Annotated in this window: 17 protein-coding genes and 3 pseudogenes; 10 read left to right on the forward strand and 10 right to left on the reverse strand. The window is 61.0% G+C overall.

The genetic code is table 11. From position 1 onward, the window contains the following. Positions 1-15 precede the first annotated feature (15 nt). Positions 16-1,014 carry a sugar-binding transcriptional regulator gene (locus tag AC0L2X_RS21535; RefSeq protein ID WP_473600290.1) on the forward strand — a complete coding sequence of 333 codons (999 nt, stop codon included), beginning with the start codon at positions 16-18 and terminating at the stop codon, positions 1,012-1,014. 52 nt (positions 1,015-1,066) lie between these two features. On the opposite strand, the gene AC0L2X_RS21540 is transcribed toward AC0L2X_RS21535, so the two are convergent. From AC0L2X_RS21540 to AC0L2X_RS21560, 5 genes are all read right to left on the reverse strand, one after another. After that, positions 1,067-1,798, reverse strand: coding sequence for an ATP-binding cassette domain-containing protein (locus AC0L2X_RS21540; RefSeq protein ID WP_473560746.1), 732 nt, complete (start codon positions 1,796-1,798; stop codon positions 1,067-1,069). 2 nt (positions 1,799-1,800) lie between these two features. Continuing rightward, positions 1,801-2,781: an ABC transporter permease gene (locus AC0L2X_RS21545; protein ID WP_473600291.1), complete on the reverse strand. Its 981-nt coding sequence runs from the start codon at positions 2,779-2,781 to the stop codon at positions 1,801-1,803. Positions 2,782-2,976: 195 nt separating this feature from the next. Further along, the gene (locus tag AC0L2X_RS21550) at positions 2,977-3,960 is read right to left on the reverse strand and encodes a substrate-binding domain-containing protein (RefSeq protein ID WP_473600292.1); all 984 of its coding nucleotides are present in this window, start codon (positions 3,958-3,960) and stop codon (positions 2,977-2,979) included. Positions 3,961-3,999: 39 nt separating this feature from the next. Next, positions 4,000-5,205, reverse strand: coding sequence for a mandelate racemase/muconate lactonizing enzyme family protein (locus AC0L2X_RS21555; protein ID WP_473600293.1), 1,206 nt, complete (start codon positions 5,203-5,205; stop codon positions 4,000-4,002). 14 nt (positions 5,206-5,219) lie between these two features. Next, a complete protein-coding gene (locus AC0L2X_RS21560) occupies positions 5,220-5,939 on the reverse strand; it encodes a FadR/GntR family transcriptional regulator (RefSeq protein WP_473600294.1) in 720 nt (239 codons plus the stop codon). A gap of 399 nt (positions 5,940-6,338) precedes the next feature. Between AC0L2X_RS21560 and AC0L2X_RS21565 the strand changes: the two are divergent. Further along, positions 6,339-7,282, forward strand: a pseudogene (locus AC0L2X_RS21565) (Tim44 domain-containing protein). 90 nt (positions 7,283-7,372) lie between these two features. Here AC0L2X_RS21565 and AC0L2X_RS21570 read toward each other — a convergent pair. After that, complete coding sequence (locus AC0L2X_RS21570; RefSeq protein ID WP_473600295.1) at positions 7,373-7,582, reverse strand: hypothetical protein; 210 nt, start codon at positions 7,580-7,582, stop codon at positions 7,373-7,375. Between the two features lie 356 nt (positions 7,583-7,938). Further along, complete coding sequence (locus AC0L2X_RS21575; RefSeq protein ID WP_473600296.1) at positions 7,939-8,313, reverse strand: AI-2E family transporter; 375 nt, start codon at positions 8,311-8,313, stop codon at positions 7,939-7,941. Positions 8,314-8,871: 558 nt separating this feature from the next. Between AC0L2X_RS21575 and AC0L2X_RS21580 the strand changes: the two genes are divergently transcribed. Both AC0L2X_RS21580 and AC0L2X_RS21585 read left to right on the forward strand, forming a co-directional pair. Further along, on the forward strand, positions 8,872-9,222 hold the full coding sequence (locus AC0L2X_RS21580) for an MbcA/ParS/Xre antitoxin family protein (protein ID WP_473600297.1): 351 nt from the start codon (positions 8,872-8,874) through the stop codon (positions 9,220-9,222). An 8-nt stretch (positions 9,223-9,230) separates the two neighbouring features. Next, positions 9,231-9,728 (forward strand): RES family NAD+ phosphorylase, encoded by a 498-nt coding sequence (locus AC0L2X_RS21585; protein WP_473600298.1) that lies wholly within the window; start codon positions 9,231-9,233, stop codon positions 9,726-9,728. 189 nt (positions 9,729-9,917) lie between these two features. On the opposite strand, the pseudogene AC0L2X_RS21590 reads toward AC0L2X_RS21585, so the two are convergent. The 3 genes and pseudogenes from AC0L2X_RS21590 to tssH all read right to left on the reverse strand — a co-directional run. Further along, a pseudogene (locus AC0L2X_RS21590) lies at positions 9,918-10,299 on the reverse strand (PIN domain-containing protein); the annotation flags it as partial. Further along, positions 10,296-10,546: pseudogene (locus tag AC0L2X_RS21595) on the reverse strand (type II toxin-antitoxin system VapB family antitoxin). The pseudogenes AC0L2X_RS21595 and AC0L2X_RS21590, both read right to left, overlap by 4 nt. A 130-nt stretch (positions 10,547-10,676) precedes the next feature. Further along, the gene (gene tssH, locus AC0L2X_RS21600) at positions 10,677-13,427 is read right to left on the reverse strand and encodes a type VI secretion system ATPase TssH (protein WP_473600299.1); all 2,751 of its coding nucleotides are present in this window, start codon (positions 13,425-13,427) and stop codon (positions 10,677-10,679) included. Positions 13,428-13,765: 338 nt separating this feature from the next. Here tssH and tssA point away from each other — a divergent pair, with 338 nt between their 5' ends. From tssA to tssF, 6 genes are all read left to right on the forward strand, one after another. Beyond that, the gene (gene tssA, locus AC0L2X_RS21605; protein ID WP_473600300.1) at positions 13,766-14,944 is read left to right on the forward strand and encodes a type VI secretion system protein TssA; all 1,179 of its coding nucleotides are present in this window, start codon (positions 13,766-13,768) and stop codon (positions 14,942-14,944) included. 6 nt (positions 14,945-14,950) lie between these two features. Next, positions 14,951-15,487 (forward strand): type VI secretion system contractile sheath small subunit, encoded by a 537-nt coding sequence (gene tssB, locus AC0L2X_RS21610; RefSeq protein ID WP_352665767.1) that lies wholly within the window; start codon positions 14,951-14,953, stop codon positions 15,485-15,487. 2 nt (positions 15,488-15,489) lie between these two features. After that, positions 15,490-16,992 carry a type VI secretion system contractile sheath large subunit gene (tssC, locus tag AC0L2X_RS21615; RefSeq protein WP_352665768.1) on the forward strand — a complete coding sequence of 501 codons (1,503 nt, stop codon included), beginning with the start codon at positions 15,490-15,492 and terminating at the stop codon, positions 16,990-16,992. 46 nt (positions 16,993-17,038) lie between these two features. Next, positions 17,039-17,500, forward strand: coding sequence for an Hcp family type VI secretion system effector (locus AC0L2X_RS21620; RefSeq protein WP_023678576.1), 462 nt, complete (start codon positions 17,039-17,041; stop codon positions 17,498-17,500). Beyond that, complete coding sequence (tssE, locus tag AC0L2X_RS21625) at positions 17,487-18,242, forward strand: type VI secretion system baseplate subunit TssE (RefSeq protein WP_473600340.1); 756 nt, start codon at positions 17,487-17,489, stop codon at positions 18,240-18,242. Before AC0L2X_RS21620 ends, tssE begins: the two co-directional genes overlap by 14 nt. Position 18,243: 1 nt before the next feature. After that, positions 18,244-19,412, forward strand: a 1,169-nt coding sequence (gene tssF / locus AC0L2X_RS21630; protein WP_473600301.1) for a type VI secretion system baseplate subunit TssF, incomplete at its 3' end; no start/stop codon positions are given.

Raw genomic sequence — 19,412 nt, forward strand, 5'->3', positions numbered from 1 at the left:
GGACAGGATGATCTGATGGAGAAACCCGCACGAAAGAAACGCGACGGCCGCCAAGCCGTCACCAGTTCCGTCACGGCCGATCGCGAGGAAGGGCTGCTCGTGCGCGCCGCCTGGCTTGCTTATGTCGGTGACCTGACGCAAGCGCAAATCGCCAAGTCTCTTGGCCTGACGCGCCTTCGCGTCAACCGGATGCTGGCGCATGCCCGCCAGCGGGGGATCGTCCAGATTCGCATCAATTCCAAGGTGGCGAACTGCATCGAGCTGGAGCACCGGCTGCGGGACGCCTATGGAGTCTCCGACCCAATCGTGGTTCCGACACCGCCCGATCCTGCCCTGGTGCCACAGGTCATCGCAGCCGCTGCCGGTGAAGCCCTGTCGCATAGAATCCGTGACGGGATATCGGTGGGCGTGGGATGGGGACGGACGCTCCAGCTTAGTCTGCGCTCAGTGACTGTACGTCCGGTCAAAGGGATGTCGGTCGTTTCCCTGCTTGGCGGGCTCACGCGTGGATCAGCGATCAACATCTATGAAATCGCCTCGCGGCTCGCGGCGCTTTTTGACGCGGAATGCTTCTACATCGCAGCACCCGTGTTCACGGACACCGAGGCCACACGCGACCTGCTTATGCGCCAGTCTATTCTGGAAGACGCCTTCACTCATGCCCGCGACGTTGACGCCGCTTTCGTTTCGGTGGGCGCGGTGCACAAGGACGCCACCATCTTCCGGATCGGACTGGTGGGAGACGATGATCTCAGATCGCTCCGCGAAGCCGGAGCGGTCGGCGATATTTGCGGCCATTGGATCGACGCCGACGGACAACTCGTCGATCACCCGCTAAACAGCCGTGTCATTGGCCTCGCCCCCCAACATCTGCGCGACGTCGATACTGTGATCCTGCCCTCCGGCGGCCTCGACAAGGTTCCGGTGCTGCGCGCCGTGTTGCGTCTGGGAGTCGTCGACGTGCTGATCACCGACGAGAAAACCGCTGAGGCGATCCTGGCGGAAAAGCCGTAGCGCAGACTGACCTCTACCAGCAGAGTGGCTCGCGAGTGATCGCTTCTCCACGTCACAGAACCTCGTGGATTTCCTCGATCGAAGTCTCGCCAATCCGCTTGTCGAGAACGATCTCGCCGCGCGCCATGGCAACGACCCGGTCACAGCATTCGAAAACATGATGCATGTTGTGGCTTATGAAGACGCTGGTGATATTCTGGGCCTTGAGGGCGCGAACGAAGCCGATCACCTTTCGCGTTTCCTTCACCGAGAGATGATTGGTCGGCTCGTCGAGGATCATGACTTTCGACTTGAAGTGCATGGCCCTGGCGATCGCCACGCCTTGGCGCTGGCCGCCCGACAGTTCGCCGACCAGCGCGTCGGGTGACCTCAGATGCAGATCGACGTCGGCGATCGCCTTGACGCTTTCGTCACGCATGCGCTTCTGGTCCAGGATGCCGATGCCGAAAACCGAGCGCTTCACCGGCTCGCGTCCAATGAAAACGTTGCGGGCGATGGTCATGGTCGGGACCATGGAATTGTACTGGTAGATCGTCTCGATGCCGCGATCCATGGCGTCGCGTGGGTTCGAGAAGCGGACCGGTTCGCCGTCGATCCTGATCTCGCCGCCATCGGGCTTTTGGGTGCCTGACAGGATGTTGATCAGCGTCGATTTGCCGGCGCCGTTGTCGCCGACGAGGCCCAGTGCCTCATTGGGGTAGATGTCCAGCGTGACGTTCTTCAAGGCGTGGACGCCGGAATACCATTTCTGGAGTCCCTTGATCGCAATGATGGGTGTCGCCATGATCAGGTCTCCACCTTCATTGCCCTGCCCCGCTTTCGAAGCCAGGCATTCATGACGACCGCGAAGATGGTCAGGAAGCCGATTGCCATCTTGAACCAGTTGGCGTCAACCTGGCTCAGCACCAGTCCGTTGTCGATGACGCGGATAAGGGCAGCCCCGATGATGCCGCCGAAGATGGTGCCGATGCCACCAGCCAGCGAGGCGCCACCGATGACGGCAGCCGATACGGCCTGCAACTCCAGCCCCTCGCCGATGGACGGCAACGGCGCGCCTAGCCGCATCACTTGAATGGTGCCGGCAAAGCCGGCGAGCACCGAACAGATCATAAAGCAGGCGACCTTCACCCGGGCCGTCGGAATGCCCATCGATTGCGCGGCGGGCAGAAAGCCGCCGGTGGCGCGCACCCAGTTGCCGAAGTTCGTGCGCGACAGGAGCACCGTCACCAGGATTGCCACGGCGACAAACCAGAAGAACGACATGCGAAAGAGGTCGCCCGGCCCCACATAGATCGTAAACAGCCATTTCGGCAGAGCGTTGGCTGGGATAACAGGAGGAAAGCCGCCGGAGATTACCACTGTCAGCGAACGCGCGATGAACAGCATGCCAAGCGTGGTGATGAAGCTTGGTATCGCGAAACGAATCGTGATGAACCCGTTGAAGAAGCCGATCAGAGCGGCGATCGCGAGGCCTGCGGCAAAGGCCGGCGCGAACGGCACGCCGGCCGCCAGCATCACTGCCATGGTCATCGGGGTCAGCGCAAAGACCGAGCCCACGGAAAGATCAAACTCGCCGCATATCATCAGCAGGGTCACGCCGATCGCGACCAGCCCCATTTCAGGCAGCAGCCCAAGCATTCCTCGCACGTTCTGTGTGTTCAGAAATACGCCGTTCGAGCGGATCTGAAAGAGGAGGAGGAGAAGGAGCAGGAACACGACCGCCGCAAGCTCCGGCCTCTCCAGGTAAATCTTCATCAAGCGCTTCATCATTCGCTCCGGCTTGGGATTGTTTTCCGCTGGCTTGCCGCCTCGGCAAGGGGGATTGCGGCAGTCTGTCTTCTACCGCCCTTGACGGGGGAGACCCGTTGGAGGACGGGACGGAGCCAACGCTCGAGACCGTGCTGCCTGGCCCTCCCTCGCCCTCTCCCCGTAAAGAACGAGGAGAGGACACTGGCTTCGCGCCTACCGCACGCCTTTTGCGGCCAGTTCCTTGAGCTTTGGCACGTCTTCCTTGACGATGATGCCCTTGCCGGTGTCGATGTCTGCCGGCAGCAGACCGACGTTCTTGGCGAGATAGGCTTCCATCACCGGCATGAAGCCCTGCATGTAGGGCTGCTGGTCGACCTGGACCTGGATATACCCCGCTTCCATCTGTTGCAGGACCTCCGAGACAATATCGAAGCCACCCATCAGCACCTTGCCCGGCTCGATGCCGCGATCGATCAGGACCTGGGCCACGTAGGCATGCCAAAGGCCGGTGTCGAAATACACAGTGGTGTCCGGGTGGGCAGACAGATAGGCGCCAACACGATCGGCGACGACGGCGCCATCTGTGCCGGTGTCGAGCCGTTCAATGACCACTTCGCGTCCTCCATTCGCGGCCTTGTATTCCTCAAGGAACTTCATGACGCCGGCAGCACGCTGTTCCGACCAGTTCTGACCGGGCGCGGAAACGCCGACGAGCGCCCTGATCTTGCCTTCCTTGGGGAAGAACTCGGACATCTTCTTGCCGAGTTCGTAGCCGGCGGGAATGAAGCCCTGGCCGATGAAAGCCTGGCGGGCATTGCCGGCTGCACCCTCGGTGTCGTCGACGTTGGACGCGATGACGGTGACGCCGGCAGCGCGGGCGTCGGCGATGATCTGGTCGAAGGCATTGTTGTCGACGATCGAGGTGATCAGCGCGTCCGGTTTTGCCGCGAGCGCTGCCTGCATGTTGGCCGATTGTTGCTCGATCGAGCCTTCGGTCTGGGTGAAGACCATCTGGCAATTGGCCTGGATCTTGGCGCAGGCGTCGTCAAACCCCTTCTTCACCGCCTGCCAGAACGGGTTCGACGCCGACGAATGATGCGTGAAGACGATGTTCATCGGCTCCTGCGCGCGTGAGCCGATTGCCGAGCCTCCAGCCAGTACTGCTCCCAGGGCTGCCGAGATAAGTAGCTTCTTCATGGTTCTCCTCCTCCGTAGATAGCTGCTTCAGGTTCATTTTCAGAGCGTAGATGCGTCAGTCACCCGTCGAAGCGCCGTGAAGGCGCGATCGATTTCCGGGTTCAGTTCCATGCCGAGGCCCGGTCCGGGAGGCACGGTGATCATGCCGTTCTTCACCTGCGGCAAAGCGGTCACAAGGTCGCGGTACCAGGTCTTGTAAAAGGCCCTGACACTCTCCTGGACAAGTGCGTTCGGCGCATTCAGCGACAGGTGGGTCGATGCGCCGAGCACCACTGGACCGGTGCAGTCGTGTGGCGCAACCGGCAGGTGCCATGCCTCCGCCATGGCAGCGATCTTGCGCGCTTCCGAGAGCCCGCCGCACCAGCTGATATCGAGCATGATGACACCGGCCGCTCCGGTTTCGAGAAGGTCGCGGAAGGCCCACCTGGAACCGAGCGTTTCCGAAGCCGATATCGGCGCCAGCGAGGCCTCGGCATAGCGTTTGAGGCTGGACAGGCTGTCCATCCTGATCGGATCTTCGTGCCAGAAGGTCTTGTAGGGGGCAAGCTCGCGAGCGATCTGCATGGCCGGCAGCAGCTGCCACATTGAATGGAATTCAACCATGATGTCCATCTTGTCGCCGACCGCATTGCGGATTTTCTCGAACGGCGCCAGCGCGGAATTCAAATCGGGTTGCGATATATACTGGCCACGCGTTTTCTCGGCCGCCATGTCGAAGGGCCAGATCTTCATGGCCGTGATGCCTTCCTCCAACAACGAATGCGCCAGTTCGTCGGCGCGGTGAAGGAAGCCGTTCAGATCATCATAGGCGTCGCCGGGCTTATCAAGCCCATAGTTGGCCGTCGTCTGCCCGGTGGCCCTCTTGATGTATTCGGTTCCGGCACAGGTGTTGTAGGTCCTGATCTCGTGGCGGGTGAAACCGCCGAGGAGTTGTGCGATCGGCTGACCCGTCGCCTTTCCGAACAGATCCCAAAGCGCGATATCGAAAGCGGAATTGCCCCTGACTTCCGCGCCCGTCGATCGGAAACCGAGATAGCCGACGAGGTCGGCGGCAAGCAGGTCGATCTGCAACGGGTCGCGCCCGATCACGCATGGCGCGACATATTCGTGCAGATAGGTCTCGACGGTTTCGGCCATGAAGAAGGTCTCGCCCAGTCCGACGAGGCCTTCGTCCGTGTGAACCAGAACCCAGAGAAGGTTCGGCCGCTCCTTGAGCCGTAGCGTTTCCAGTTTCGTGATCTTCATTGCGTCCCCGCTCCTCAGGCGATGCCGGCCGCCAGCAGGGCCTTGACGCTCTCGTCAAAATGCCTCGCCATCAGGTCACGAGCAGACTGGGGATCACCCGTCTCGATTGCTTCGGCGAGATTGATATGGATCTGGATCATCTCCAACTGCTCGGCATCCGAAGGGCGGGTCCGCCAGCCGATCGGCCAGGTCTGGCGCGATACGCGCTCGAACGCGCCGACGATCAGGCTGAAAACCGGGTTCTTCGCAGCCTTAGCGATTTCGAGGTGAAAGGCGAGATCGTGCTCCATGACCTGTTCCGGCTGCTGGAAATTCTCGCGCATGGCGAGCGCGTGCGTCCTGATCCTTTCCACTTCGTCAGCTGTTCTGCGCAAGGCCGCCAGCATGGCGGTGCGGGTCTCAATCGTGCGGCGCACGTCGTAGATTTGCTGCACCGTGATCTGCTCGGTGTGGACGCCATGCTCGATGACCAATGACATGGCGCCATAATCCAGCTCGGCGACGGTAGCCCGTCGGCCTGCCCTCAGGTCGATAAGCCGCATGGCGGCGAGCGAGCTGAAGGCCTCGCGAACCACCGTACGCGAGACGCTTAGTTGTCTCGAAAGAGCGGCCTCGCTGGGCAGCCGGTCGCCGGGCCCGAGTTCATGCGCGCGGATATGGCGCGTGATCTCGCCGATCGTATTGCTGACCAGGCTCGCTGCGTCGGAATGTTTTGCGGATACGGCCGTGCTCACGCAATCTCCAGTTCAGAAGGGGCAAACCTGTATGACAGGTTTTCCAGATGTGTTGATAGTACCTCGGAAAGCTGTATGTCAACATTGAGTCGGCGTCATTCCCGGAAGACCGATGACCAGAGGCTTGCATGACCGATGCTCTTGACGCGACCGGCGCCGGTCGGCCGGGCGCGGGATTCCTCAGGCGGTCATCTCGTTTGGGTAGCTGGACGTTCTCGTCGTGAACCCTGGTGGGCGGCCGACCGTGCCGTCCGAAAATATCTCGGCGGACGCTTCACTGATAATTCGATCGACGCACCCCATATGAGCGGAAAGAATGTCACTTGAGGACTTGCCTATGTCGATTTCGGTTCCAGCCGGTTTGCCGTTTTGCTTGCGGGGTTGTTCCTGGCATTTTCCATGGTCGCTGTGGATCACGCCGATGCGCGCCGTGGCGGCAGCTTCGGCAGTCGCGGCATGCGTACTTTCCAGCCGGTCCCGCCGACCAGAGTTGCGCCGCAACCGGCCGCACCGGTCGAGCGCTCGATGACGCCCAATGCGGCAACGAACAATGCGGCCCGTCAGCCACAGCCATTCCAGCGACCGAGCTTCTTCAACGGCCTCGGCGGATCGATGATGCGGGGCTGCTTCTCGGCGGTTTGATCGGCGTTCTTCTGGGCCATGGGTTCGGCGGCTTAGCCGGCATGTTGGGCCTTTTGCTCCAACTACTGCTGTTCGGCGGCGTGATCATGCTGGCGATCCGCTTTTTCCGCTCGCAGGCGGCGCAAAACCCGGCGCCAGCTATGGCCGGTGCCTCGCGGGGCACGGAGAGCTTGGGGCGAAGCGCAGCAGCCCGGCCTGACCCAAGCAACGCCACAGCGTTCCCCATTCCAGGTATCGGGTCAGGATATGGCGGAACGAACCAAGACAATCCCTCCCAAGCCGGTGCTTCCGATGAAGTCACACTCACCCAAACCGACCTCGACACGTTCCAGCAACGGCTGACGGAAGTTCAGGAAGCATTCGGGCGTGAGGACCATTCTGCATTGCGCCGGTTGGTGACGCCCGAGATGGTGTCCGATCTGTCCGAGGAACTTGCCGACAATGCCAAAAAGGGCATCAGGAACGACGTATCGGACGTCAGCCTGTTGGAGGCAGATATTGCGGAAAGTTGGCGGGAGGGTGATTGCGACTACGCGACGGCTGCTTTGCGCTATGAGTCTCGCGACGTGACCCGCGATCGCATCAGCGGCAAGATCGTCGAGGGCCAGGCCGATCGGCCGACGGAGACAACCGAACTATGGACCTTCATGCGCCAGGACGGCGATGAGTGGAAACTCGCCGCAATACAGCAGCCTGGCTGATGTGCATTGCCTGATTGAATGTCTGCCAGGAGACTGGTTCAGTCTGGCACCTGCGCGCTTGAAGCCCAGTCAGCCGAGGTGAAGTCCGCCCTATCGGCCCAGCGGCAGCTTCGAAGTCGAAAGCAATTCGGCCTCGTCCATCACTCCGGCCATGTAATTTGCAATGATGCGCGATGCGAGCGCTTCATGCTCATGCTCGGATTGACAGTCACGCTTGAGCCAATCGAAAACGCGGCCCAGAAGCGCCAGCTCGGATGGATTAAAAATACCAGCAGTCCGGGCTTTTCGATGGATCGGCATGTCAATTCTCCGTCTCGGATGTCCTCGGCCCAATGATAGAACCGCCCCTCCAAGATTGGCATTAAAGTTTGCTAGGATCCTGCTGGATAGCCACAGAAAAACGCCCGTCAACTGGATAAGGGCATAGTGTGGCGCCGCGATGCCACCGGCCGCGATGTGGGCGCACCTCGGTCGAGCAGGTGAGAGACACTTGGAGAGTGGGACGCGAGCCAACAAGCCTCCGACGCGCTTGGTTAAGGCCCGGCAAGCATCCGACGGTTGGTAACATTGTTCAATCCGTTATGGACTGATGCGGTAGCTCGGCAGGGCGCGTTGGCGCCGTCTCGCGGTGGTTAGTCAACCGATTCTTCAGCACATCAATGAGGCTGACCGTGATGGCGATCACCGCGGGCCCGAGGACAAGGCCGGATGCTCCGAACAGGACGAATGCCGCCGACCGAGCCGATAAAGGCCACCACCGTGTGGAGGCGCAACCTGTTCCCGACAAGCATCGGATAGAGCAGATTGTCGATGCCACCGACAGTGATGCCGCCCCAGACGGTCAATATCGCCGCGCTGGGCCAAGCCCCCTCCAGAGCGAGATAGATCGCCCCGGGCACCCAGATCACAAATGCCCCGAGCACAGGCACAATGGCAAGAAGTCCCATGACAAGGCCCCAAAAGACCGGCGTGGGCAGGCCGAGCCACCAGAAATCAGGCCACCTGACGCCCTGGACGGCGGCGACTAACACTGCGCCGAGCCGTGCGCATCTGCGGTCTCCGCAAAGCGGGACAAGACGCGTGCTGTATCGGAGACGCGCAGCGGCGAAGGGCCGCGCGGCTTGCCGGCTATATTGGCAATCCTGCAGAAGCTAGAACAGAAGATGTCGGGCCGAAGGCCGTATCAGCTGAGGTCTTGGCCAGTGCTATCGAGGAGGTGAGCTTGCCTTCAGGGCCGTCCAGGAGCCGGTTGACGGGTTTGCGCTGGCGTTCGTTTAAGGGTTGGTTAGACCATCTCCTCCTGGAAACGGGCCTTTCGCAGCACATTGGGCAAAATTTCCTCGGCCCCCGTGATGGTGCGGTCGAGGCAGCTTAGAAACCATTGCAGCCAAGTGTCACGTCAAGATTGCGCTTCTGCGTCCGCTCGAGGGCGCAAGATCTTTTGCCGCACTTTATGCGGTGAATAGGCAGTTTAACACCGCACGGCCATTGGCTTCTAATGCCTGCGCAATGAGCTCCCCTCTTGAGCGCCTCCCATTTTGACACTATATACCGTCAGGATATGAGGCATTTTGCGGCTAGGATTGATAATGGCACTTGTCCAGTACTCCGACGATGGCTTCTTCGCCCCGCGCAAGATTGCCGACGCCTTTCGCACGACGAGCGAGGAAGTCGCCCGGACTGCCGGGCTGGGCAAGGACGCCGTTCAGCGCAAGGAGCGGGTCCGGTCGGACAAGACTCAGCGCCGCCTGCGTGAAATGGTCGAGGTGATCAACAAGGTCGAGCCGCGCTTCGGTTCAACCCTGATGGCCTATGCCTGGTATCGATCGGAGCCGCTGCCGGGGTTTTCTGGCCAGACCGCGATGCAACTGGTTCGCAGTGGTCGTGCGGACGAGGTGCTTGATTACATCGATGCGGTTGATGCCGGCGTCCACGCCTGACCGGTTCGATGCTCTATCGCGGTGCGCTCTACCGTGCCCTCAATCCGATCTATGCGCGTGAACCGCTTTCAGGCCGCGGCGCCGAACTCTATGGAGGACGGTTCAATCCGAAAGGCGTGGCAGCGCTCTATTCCTCGCTGTCCGTAATGACGGCGCTGAGGGAAGCGAATCAGGCGGGCAGCCTGCAGCCGACCACCCTCGTCGCCTACGACGCAGAGATTGAGAACATATTTGACAGCCGGGATGAGAACGCCCTGAAAGCTGAGGGCATGGATCCCGCCGTCCTTTCCGATACGACGTGGCGCGAGCAGATGATTGTTTCTGGAGAGGCGAGAACCCAGAGCTTTGCCCGGCGCCTGATGGCCAATGGGTTCAATGCGCTGTTGGTCAAAAGCTTCGCGCCCGGCGCGACCCACAGCGACTTGAATCTCGTGCTCTGGCGTTGGAGCGACAGAGCCCCCTCGCGCCTCACCTTGATTGACGATGAAAATCGGCTTTCGCGCTGACGCGATTTTTGATGAACGCGCCACCAGGTGCATTAGGACATTCTCGCCGAGGAACCACCATCTCGCCGAGATTACGAGGAATATTGCCGGACTGAGGAGGCCCAGCCACGCAAAAAGGGAAGAAGCCCCTGCCCCTGCCCTCCTTACTCCCCCTTCTAAGGCTCTAGAACTCTCACGGAGAGGTCGAACGAGTTCTCTTGTGTCAAAGTCGTTCCGATTACGGGTGGCGAAGCGGCCACCGTTTACTCGAGCAATCGCCGCGATCATGCCACCGGGTGCCGACATCCCGCGACCCTGGCGAGCAGCAGTACCCATAATTTCGCCCTAAGCCAGTGCAGCTTCTTCAGTCGGAGATGCGGTTTGCGAAATGCCTGCGCCAGTCGGATAACCCTTGCTCCAGTCGTTCAGAACGCTGGTCCGGTCTTATCTTTTCAATGCCAAAATCGATCTCGGCAATCGTCACGGTTGGAAGCGCGAGTTCGGTATCATATCGGACCAGCCAGGCAAGGACCGCCTGGTTTGGAGCCTTCCTCAGCGTTTCGGAAACGACATTGCTGGCTACGAAGATCAAAGCTCGACGCCTGGATTCACCTGGCGACTCTCCCGGATCACTGCCTCAAGGTCGATGTCTGTGCCTGATTGTGCTGAAAGGCGGCGATAGAAGGCCGAAGCCGGCTCGCGGCCGGCCTCGCGGACCTCGTAGGATTCGAGCGCCCGTTCCACTACATCAGTAATTGAGCGGTTTTCACGGCAGGCAAGCCGGTGTGCAAGATCGCGCGCTTTGGCACTACGGACTGAGAGAGTTGTGGTTCCGCCATATCGGATTCCTTCGCGGCGTTAACTGGACCCGCTTCGCTCACTAGCAAAGATTGGTTGTGTTGGCTTGACTGCCGCACGAGCGAATAACGCGACAGCTGCGGAAAAGAGCCGCCCGAAATATCCGCGCTTTTATTCGAACGAATAGGTAAACCCTTGGGCTGAGGCGCCAACCGTCACCTTCGTCATCTTTTCACCAGCGAGCGATCGGTTCAGCACGCCGCGGCTCAACTCCGGGAGGAGCGTGTTGGTCAGAATTGCGTCAATCATCCTGCCGCCCGATTCGATTTCCGTGCAGCGGGCCTTGACCAGATCCATGACACCGTCGCCGATGACCAATTCCGCATCGTTGGTTGCGCGCAGCCGGCGAGCAATCTTGGCGAACTGATGACAGGTGATCGCTTCGATCATCGAATCCGAAAGCGGAAAGTAAGGGATGGTCACCACCCGGCCGAGAAAGGCCGCAGGAAAGACCTTCAGCAACGGGCTGCGCAACGCGGTGTCCAATTCGTCGAGCCCTGCCCGTTCCGCCCCGTTCCTTGTCCGGCCCATGATGACTTCTGAGCCGACATTCGACGTGAGCAGGATCAGCGTGTTCTTGAAATCGATGCGTCTGCCTTCACTGTCGTCCATCATCCCTTTGTCAAAGACCTGGAAGAAGATTTCGTGCACGTCCGGATGGGCCTTCTCGACTTCGTCGAGCAGGATCACCGAATAGGGCTTGCGCCGAACCGCCTCGGTGAGAATTCCGCCTTTGCCATAGCCGACATAGCCGGGCGGCGCGCCCTTCAAAGTGGAAACCGTATGCGCCTCCTGGAATTCAGACATGTTGATCGAGATCAGGTTCTGCTCTCCGCCGTAGAGCGTTTCGGCCAGTGCCAAGGCGGTTTCGGTCTTGCCGACGCCCGAGGGACCGCAAAGCAGGAATACGCCCACCGGCTTTTCCGGGGCGCCGAGACCGGCGCGGCTGGTCTGCACGCGCTTGGCAATCATCTCCATGGCGTGATCCTGTCCGACAACGCGCTCGGACAGAGTGGCCGCGAGCCGCAGCGCCTTCTCGGTCTGACTCGACAGCATCCGCCCCGTCGGGATGCCCGTCCAGTCCTGAACCACGGCCGCCACGGCGTTGCGGTCGACCGATGGCAGGATAAGCGGTGTTTCGCCTTGCGCCTCGGCCAGTTCGCTCATCAGTTCGCGCAGCCGAGCGAGATCGGCAGCCGGATCGGGAGGAGAAATACCGCCTCCCGCCGGAACCTCCGTCCCGGGGTTGGACCGTTCGGTCTCCGGCGGGTCCACGCTCTCTGTCTCAGTGGCGGCCTCCTGCCCTTCCACGGTATCGAGAGGCACGCCGTCACCGCGCAGCCTGGCGCGCAGTTCGAGTATCTCGGCCACCAGAGCCTTTTCGCGCTCCCAGCGCTGCTGCGCGGCCGCAAGCGTGCGTTCGGTCTCGGCAAGCCCAGCCTCGACCCGTGCCTGCCGCTCGGTCACCTCGATGCCGATTGCAGCCTCGCGGCCGATGATGCCGCCCTCGACCTCCAGCGCCTGGCGACGGCGCATAATGTCCTCGACCTCGGCCGGCGTGGCGTGCTGCGATACGGCGACACGCGCGCAGGCGGTGTCGAGAAGACTGACCGCCTTGTCCGGCAACTGCCGCGCCGGGATGTAGCGATGCGACAGGGCGACCGCCGCGTCGATCGCCTCGTCCAATATCTGCACCTTGTGGTGCTGTTCCAGGACGCCGGCCACCCCGCGCAACATGAGAATGGCCACCGCTTCGGGCGGCTCGTCGATCTTTACCACCTGGAAGCGGCGGGTCAGCGCCGGGTCTTTCTCGATGTGCTGTTTGTATTCCGCCCAGGTCGTTGCCGCTATGGTGCGAAGCTCGCCGCGCGCCAACGCCGGTTTGAGCAGATTGGCGGCGTCGCCGGTTCCGGCAGCACCACCCGCGCCTATCAGGGTATGGGCTTCGTCGATGAAGAGGATGACCGGCGCTTCGGACGATTGAACCTCGTCGATAACAGCCTTCAGCCGCTTTTCAAATTCACCCTTTACGCTAGCGCCTGCCTGCATCAATCCGACGTCGAGCATGCGCACGCTCACTCCCTGCAGTGGGGGCGGCACATCGCCTTGGGCGATGCGCAGAGCAAAACCCTCCACGACTGCAGTCTTTCCGACACCCGCCTCGCCGGTCAGGATCGGATTGTTCTGCCGCCGTCGCATCAATATGTCGACAATCTGCCTGATCTCCGGATCGCGGCCGACGACCGGGTCGATCTTTCCGTCGCGGGCGCGCTGGGTCAGGTCGGTGGCATATTTGGCCAGTGCCGAATCCCCGCCGGGATGCCGCCGCGGCGCCTCTGCCGCGCTGACCGTTGGCGCAGCGCCGGCTTCGAGTGAGCCCTCCGTGACATCGGCGAAGCGCGCCACGACGGCGTCGGCGTCGATCTTGTCGAACTCGCCGCTGATCTTCGACAGCAGGCCTTCCAGCACCGGTGTCTTCAGGCAAGCAAGCAGAACATGTGCGCTGCGGACCTCCTCCACGCCGAATTCCAGTGTTGCCAGATTCCAGGCCTCCTGGATGGCGTGGAAGATATGGTCGGAAAACTCTTCGATCGACGTTGCGCCATAAGGCAGTTTGTCCACCGCACGGGTCATATCGGCCGTAAGTCGGCTCGCATCCAGTCCCGCATCGGCGATCATCATTTGCACATCCGAGCGGTCGGAGAGCACCAGTTGCTCGATGAAGTGGACGAGTTCGACGTAAGGATTGCCGCGCAGCTTGGCACTGTCGGCCGCTGCCTTGAAGGCGCGCAAGCCTACAGTATTGAGCTTGCCGACCAGTTCCTTGCGCTTGAAACTCTGCGATGACCGGCGCTGTTCCATCGAACGTGCTCCTGCACTCTGCAAGTTGATAACCTGCCACATAAGCAGCCACTTGACAAAGTGCGTGATGAACAAAGGTTTCGATGCACCGATTATGCGGGCTCCCGCCATTGGTGGAAGATCCCGCATCGTCGGCCATAAACAACGACGGTACTGACATCCCGCCACGACGCATTCCCGATTCAGGGCTCGGCGATCACGCCCCCGGATTTCACAATCAAGACAAGGCTGCATTAGCTTTTGTTAATTTTTTCCGCACTCGCTGAATTGTGGAAAAGCGCAACCGTGTGATAACGTAGGGGCAGGTCGGCCTCAGGGCCGGTGACTGGGGGATCGGTGTGATCGACGTCGCACTCTGGCTTGCTCCGCTCGACGGTGAAAATCCGTCCGGAGAGGATTTGCGTAACGATCCGGCGTTTCACGAACTGGAGCGCCTGACGGAGCCCCAGGTCAAGGTTGTCCATGACGGCAACAACAGGCCGGTCTCGCAAAGCACCATTCCCGTCGACTGGCCAGCAGTGCTCACCAAGGCCGAGGAATTGCGCGCGCGTGGTCGCGACCTGCGCCTGATTGTCATTGTCACACGCGCACTGGCCAACGAGCAGGGACTCGCCGGCTTGGCGCAGGGTCTGACGCTTATTAGGCGGACATTCGATCAGCATTGGGAATCCATGCACCCAGCGCTGCGGCTCAACACGTCGCCTCGCGAGGCCGCCTTGCGCCGCATCAACGCGCTGCTCGATCTTCAAAATGGTCAGGACGGGCTGCTGGCCAACCTGCGTCAAATGACTTTCTTTGCGCCACGCTCGATCGGGCCGATCAGCGGACGCGACCTGGAACACGCTGCTCTCGACGACCGCGTCATGCTGCAAGAAGCAGCGTCAGGGTTGAATGCGGCCGAAAAGGCCGCGCTTGTCAGTGCGCACGGACAACTGTTGAACCGGGTTCGTGCCGGATGCGCGGCGCAGGCGGATCAAGCCAATGAGGAAATGCAGTTGCTCATCGCCGATGCGCGCGCGGCGGTCACGGCACTGGAAGCCGTCGAGACAGCCCTCAACGCTCGCCTTGAAGGCAGCGGCGGGACCACCATTCCGGAATTAAAACGGTTCCTGCAGCGTTTGCTGACAACCCTCGAGCGCAACTCGGCTGCCGGCGCGATGGCGAATGGCTCGGCAAAGCCGCCCCCTTCGCCTGCAGAACCGGCAATGCCTGCTCGAAACGGTCATGGAGCCGATACTATGGCAAGTGTGGCTAGCTACCCCGACTCGAGCACCGGACTTCCCGACCGGATTACTTCGCGCGACGACGTGGTGAAATGCCTGGACCTCGTCGTCGCGTTTTATGACCGCACCGAACCGTCGAGCCCGATTCCCCACCTCGCCCGCCGTGTGCGCCGGATGGTGCATATGGATTTTGTTGAACTGATGGAAGATCTCGCCCCGTCGGGACTGAAGGAGTTCCGGCTTCTTGCCGGCGTTCCCGATGCCAAGAAGACGGCTCAGAAGGATGAAAGGTAGCAAGCAATGCCAGCCGAAAGCAAAGCCAAGGTCATCGAACGAAATCGCGCGCCGCGGGTGCAGATCGCCTATGACGTGGAAACCTATGGCAGTCCAACGACAATCGAGCTGCCGTTTGTCATGGCCGTCATGGCCGACCTTTCGGGGGCTTCGCAGACGAAGGAAGCGGCCAAGTCGGTGCTGGACCGCTCCTTTGTCGAGACCGATGCAAACCGGTTTCCGCGTTTCATGGAGGCACTTGGACCACGCGTGAAAGCTCGCGTGAAGAATACGCTGCCGCAGGCCGAAGGCGCCGAGCGGGACGAGGAGCTGGCGCTCGACCTTACCTTTACCAAGATGGGCGATTTCGCGCCGGACAAGATTGCCGAACAGGTTCCACAATTAGCCGAAATCCTCAAGATGCGCCGCCAGCTCGAGGAACTTCTCGGCTTCATGGACGGGCGCGTCGACGCCGAAAAGCGCATTGCGCAACTGCTGAACAATGAACCGCTGCTTGGCAAGATCGCCAGCCAGGCGCTGGCGGACGACAAGGCAGGGGAATGACCATGGCCGAACAGCAAAAAACCGCAGCCGTCGCCGAGGCGGAAACCATCGATCTTGGAGAATTCAGCGGGCTCCTCGAGAAGGATTTCAAGGTCAAGAAGGACGACAGCGAAAAGCTGCAGCAATTGGTGCGCAATCTCGCGCTTGCCGCGCAATCGCGTTCCGACACCACGACCATCTCGTCCAATGCCATCAAGTCGATCAAATCGCTGATCGCCGGGATCGACAAGATGCTTTCTGAACAGGTCAACGAGATCCTGCACGCGCCGGAAGTGCGCGAAATGGAGGGCACATGGCGTGGTCTGTGGTATCTCGTCAACAATACCGAGACGGATCAGAAGCTGAAGATCCGGGTGATGAACATTTCCAAGGAGCAGCTGGCCGACACGCTTGAGGATTATGAGGGCCAGATGTGGGATCAGAGCCCGATCTTCAAGAAAGTCTACACGGACGAGTATTCGATGCTTGGCGGCGAGCCGATCGGCTGTGTGATCGGTGCGTACGAATTTTCCAACCACCCGCGCGACGTCGGTCTGCTGCGCAACATCTCCGGCATCTGCGCCTCAGCGCACACGCCTTTTATCGCAGCTGCCTCGCCTCGCCTGTTCCGCATGGACAGCTGGCAGGAATTGCCGAATCCGCAGGACCTGCAGCAGATCGTCTCCAACCCCGCCTATGCCTCCTGGCAGTCGCTGCGCGAGAGCGAGGATGCACGCTATATCGGCCTGACCATGCCTCGCGTCCTGGCGCGGCTGCCGTATGGCACCGATACCGTTCCGGTGAAGGGCTTCACCTTCGAGGAGGAGGTACATGGCGACCACAACAAATATGTCTGGATGAACGCTGCCTTCCCGATGGGCGTGAACATAAACCGCAGCCACAAGCTCTATGGCTGGGGTACGCAGATCCGCGGCGTCGAAAATGGCGGCACGGTTCTCAACCTGCCAGTGCACAGCTTCCCGACCGATGATGGCTCGATAGCGATGAAATGTCCGACGGAGGTCGCCATCGACGACCGGCGCGAGGCGGAGCTGGCCAAGCTCGGCCTGATGCCCATCCTGCATCGAAAGAACACCGATCTCGCCGCCTTCATTGGCGCCCATTCGCTGCAGGACGACGAGACAAGGGCGGGACGGCTGGTCGACCCCGATGCGCAGGCCAACGAGCGGCTGAGCGCCAACCTGCCCTACCTTTTCCCGGTCTCGCGCTTTGCCCACTACCTCAAGGCGATCGCGCGCGACAAGGTCGGTTCGTTCAAGGAGCGCTCCGATATGCAGATCTGGCTGACCGAATGGATCAACCGGTATGTGCTGGCCAACCCGGCCTTTGCCGACGACAAGGCGCGCGCCAAGCGCCCGCTCGCCGCCGCCGAGGTTCAGGTCGACAGCGTGGAGGGACGCCCAGGGTACTACAACGCCCGCTTCTATCTGCGCCCGCATTATCAGCTGGAAGGAATCAATGCCTCGCTCCGGCTGGTTTCGGAACTTCCGTCCGTAAAGACTTGATTTGCAGCAACAACATCTTGGTTTTTGAAAGCGGTGGAGAAAGACAATGCCCACAAATACGAAGATTGATGGCTTTCTAAAGGTTCCGGATATCAAGGGTCCAAGCACTCGTGATGGCCATGAGGACGAAATCGAAATCCATGGCGTCGATTACAAGATGATCGCACCCTATGATCCAAACTCGCTCTCGCGCCGCGGTCGTGTGTCCTTGGGTATGATCAAGTTCACCAAGCATTATGACAAATCCTCCCCCTACCTGAAAAAAGCGCTGTTCGAAAACAAGGCCCTGGACGAAGTCGTGTTTTCGGCACGGCGGACCATTGATGGCGAGACCAAGGATTACCTGGTCGTCACACTCACCGACGCCTCGATCATGGAATACGACATGTCGCAGGCCGAGGATGAGGAGGACCTGATCGAGGAGGAGGTCAGCTTTGCCTACAAGAAAATAAAGTTCGTCTACGACGACAACGACGAAATCGAAATGGATGTCTATGTCGGCAAGTGAGGCCCGGCGGCCCGGCGCGGACAAGTCGCTGGGTAGCGGCAGCTCGCGAGCAAAGCGCGAAGCCGTCCAGCCCTCTCTGTGGGACCGCCTCGTAAACGATCTGCCGGGTATGACCTCCGAGATAGACGGGCTGCGCCAGGCACTGCAGGACGAGCTTGGCGCGGAGCGGCTGGACAATCTTGTTGCGGCCAGCGCCCGGCTCATCGACGCCGACGCGGAGTTGACGGCCGACCAGAAGCGGCGTCTGCATCGCCTCGCCTTTCAGAGCCAGCACCGCGCTGAAATCGAAAGCCGCGGCGTGGTGGTGTCGGCGCGTGTGCTCAAGGAAGCCGTGCGGCGCGACGTCGAGGCTTTGTTCAACACCGAGCGCTTCGAGGCCGTTCCGCTTCTTACCGACCTTGAAAGCGAACAGGCCGCGGACAACCCGCCGTCGCTCGCCGATTTTCCGGAGGTGCGTCGCAGCGTCGTCAATTACGGAGTGCCTTCCTTCTCGGGCCGTTCTTCCCGCGACTTTGATCGCGAGGCCCTTGCGCGCGAGATCCGCTCGGTGCTTGCCACCTTCGAGCCGCGTCTCAAGGACAGTGCAACAAAGGTTACGGTAACCCTTGGCGACAAAACCGTGGGCCTGAAGATCGAGATAGATGCGGTGTTGATCATGACGCCGACGCCCGAACGTATGCGCCTGCGCACCACGATCAATCTCGATAACGGCTTGGCTCGGACCGAATTTAGGGAAGGCTGAGATGGACCGGGTCTTCGTAGAGTATTACGAGGAGGAACTGACCCATATCCGCGCACTCGCGGCAGAATTTGCCGATATGCATCCCGCGGTGGCGCGCAACCTTTCACTCGATACGGTCCCCTGTCCGGACCCTTACGTCGAGCGGCTGCTTGACGGCGTTGCTTTCTTGGCCGCGCGGACCCGGCTCAAGGTCGATGCGGAACGCTCGCGTTTCTCGCGCGCCGTCCTTGATGTTCTCTATCCCGATCTTGTCACGCCGGCGCCGGCAACGGCCATGGTGGTGTTCAAACCCGGCCAGCAGGTCCAGACAATGATTGGGGGCCATGTCGTCAAGCGCAAAACGCGTCTGGTTTCCAGCCTCCTGCCAGGCCTGTCGACGCGTTGCACGTTCACCACCGCCCAGGACATGACGCTGTGGCCGATTGCCATCACCTCGGTCGGCTATTTTCAGGATCGCAGCGCCTTGGCTGCGGCCGGCATCGCGCGGATCGGCGGTGTGAATGGCGAGGCGGCGCTTCGCATCACACTGGCTCGTACCGGAAAAGGCAAGCTCGACGAACTGTCGCTCGACCGGCTTGATCTCTACTTTTCCGCGCGCACCAAGGCACCACTGCTTTTCGACGCGATTTTCGGCGCCTGCTCGGCCCTTGGTGCACGGCCGGAAGGCAAAGCCAACCCGATATCGCCGTTGCCGGTACCTGAAATGGTCGGCATCAACGATGACGAGGCGCTGATGCCTCGTACACGTCCGACCTTCGAAGGGTACCGTCTTCTGCGCGAATATTTCATGATGCCGGAGCGCTTTCATTATGCTCGGGTTTCGGGATTGCAGCCCATCGTGCGCACATGCACGGCCGAACTCGAGATCATCTTCATCTTCAGGCGTCCGGTGCCTGAACTTGCCGATGTGACGGCGGCCGATTTTGAACTTTTCGCAACACCGATCATCAATCTGTTCGAACGCGAGTGCAACGTCGTCGAGCTCGATCCGCGCAAGACGCGGCAGGTGCTGCATGCCGACCGCACGCGAGCGCGGGACTTCGAAATCTATCGGGTTGGGGGGGGGGGGGGCCGCCCCCCCCCCCCCCGGGCCCCCCCCCCCCCCCCCCCCCGGAGGGGGGGGGGGGGGGCCCCCCCCCGGGGGGGGTGTTTATACACACCACCCCCCCC

It is taken from the genome of Mesorhizobium sp. WSM4828 (genome assembly GCF_055811175.1).

What these genes read in the sequence shown, in the direction of transcription:
- AC0L2X_RS21545 (WP_473600291.1), bottom strand. Translation starts at nt 2,781, where the DNA reads ATGAAGCGCTTGATGAAGATTTACCTGGAGAGGCCGGAGCTTGCGGCG.
- AC0L2X_RS21540 (WP_473560746.1), bottom strand. Translation starts at nt 1,798, where the DNA reads ATGGCGACACCCATCATTGCGATCAAGGGACTCCAGAAATGGTATTCC.
- AC0L2X_RS21620 (WP_023678576.1), top strand. Translation starts at nt 17,039, where the DNA reads ATGCCCACAAATACGAAGATTGATGGCTTTCTAAAGGTTCCGGATATC.
- AC0L2X_RS21570 (WP_473600295.1), bottom strand. Translation starts at nt 7,582, where the DNA reads ATGCCGATCCATCGAAAAGCCCGGACTGCTGGTATTTTTAATCCATCC.
- AC0L2X_RS21580 (WP_473600297.1), top strand. Translation starts at nt 8,872, where the DNA reads ATGGCACTTGTCCAGTACTCCGACGATGGCTTCTTCGCCCCGCGCAAG.
- AC0L2X_RS21535 (WP_473600290.1), top strand. Translation starts at nt 16, where the DNA reads ATGGAGAAACCCGCACGAAAGAAACGCGACGGCCGCCAAGCCGTCACC.
- AC0L2X_RS21585 (WP_473600298.1), top strand. Translation starts at nt 9,231, where the DNA reads ATGCTCTATCGCGGTGCGCTCTACCGTGCCCTCAATCCGATCTATGCG.
- AC0L2X_RS21555 (WP_473600293.1), bottom strand. Translation starts at nt 5,205, where the DNA reads ATGAAGATCACGAAACTGGAAACGCTACGGCTCAAGGAGCGGCCGAAC.
- tssE (WP_473600340.1), top strand. Translation starts at nt 17,487, where the DNA reads ATGTCGGCAAGTGAGGCCCGGCGGCCCGGCGCGGACAAGTCGCTGGGT.
- AC0L2X_RS21550 (WP_473600292.1), bottom strand. Translation starts at nt 3,960, where the DNA reads ATGAAGAAGCTACTTATCTCGGCAGCCCTGGGAGCAGTACTGGCTGGA.
- tssB (WP_352665767.1), top strand. Translation starts at nt 14,951, where the DNA reads ATGCCAGCCGAAAGCAAAGCCAAGGTCATCGAACGAAATCGCGCGCCG.
- tssH (WP_473600299.1), bottom strand. Translation starts at nt 13,427, where the DNA reads ATGGAACAGCGCCGGTCATCGCAGAGTTTCAAGCGCAAGGAACTGGTC.
- tssC (WP_352665768.1), top strand. Translation starts at nt 15,490, where the DNA reads ATGGCCGAACAGCAAAAAACCGCAGCCGTCGCCGAGGCGGAAACCATC.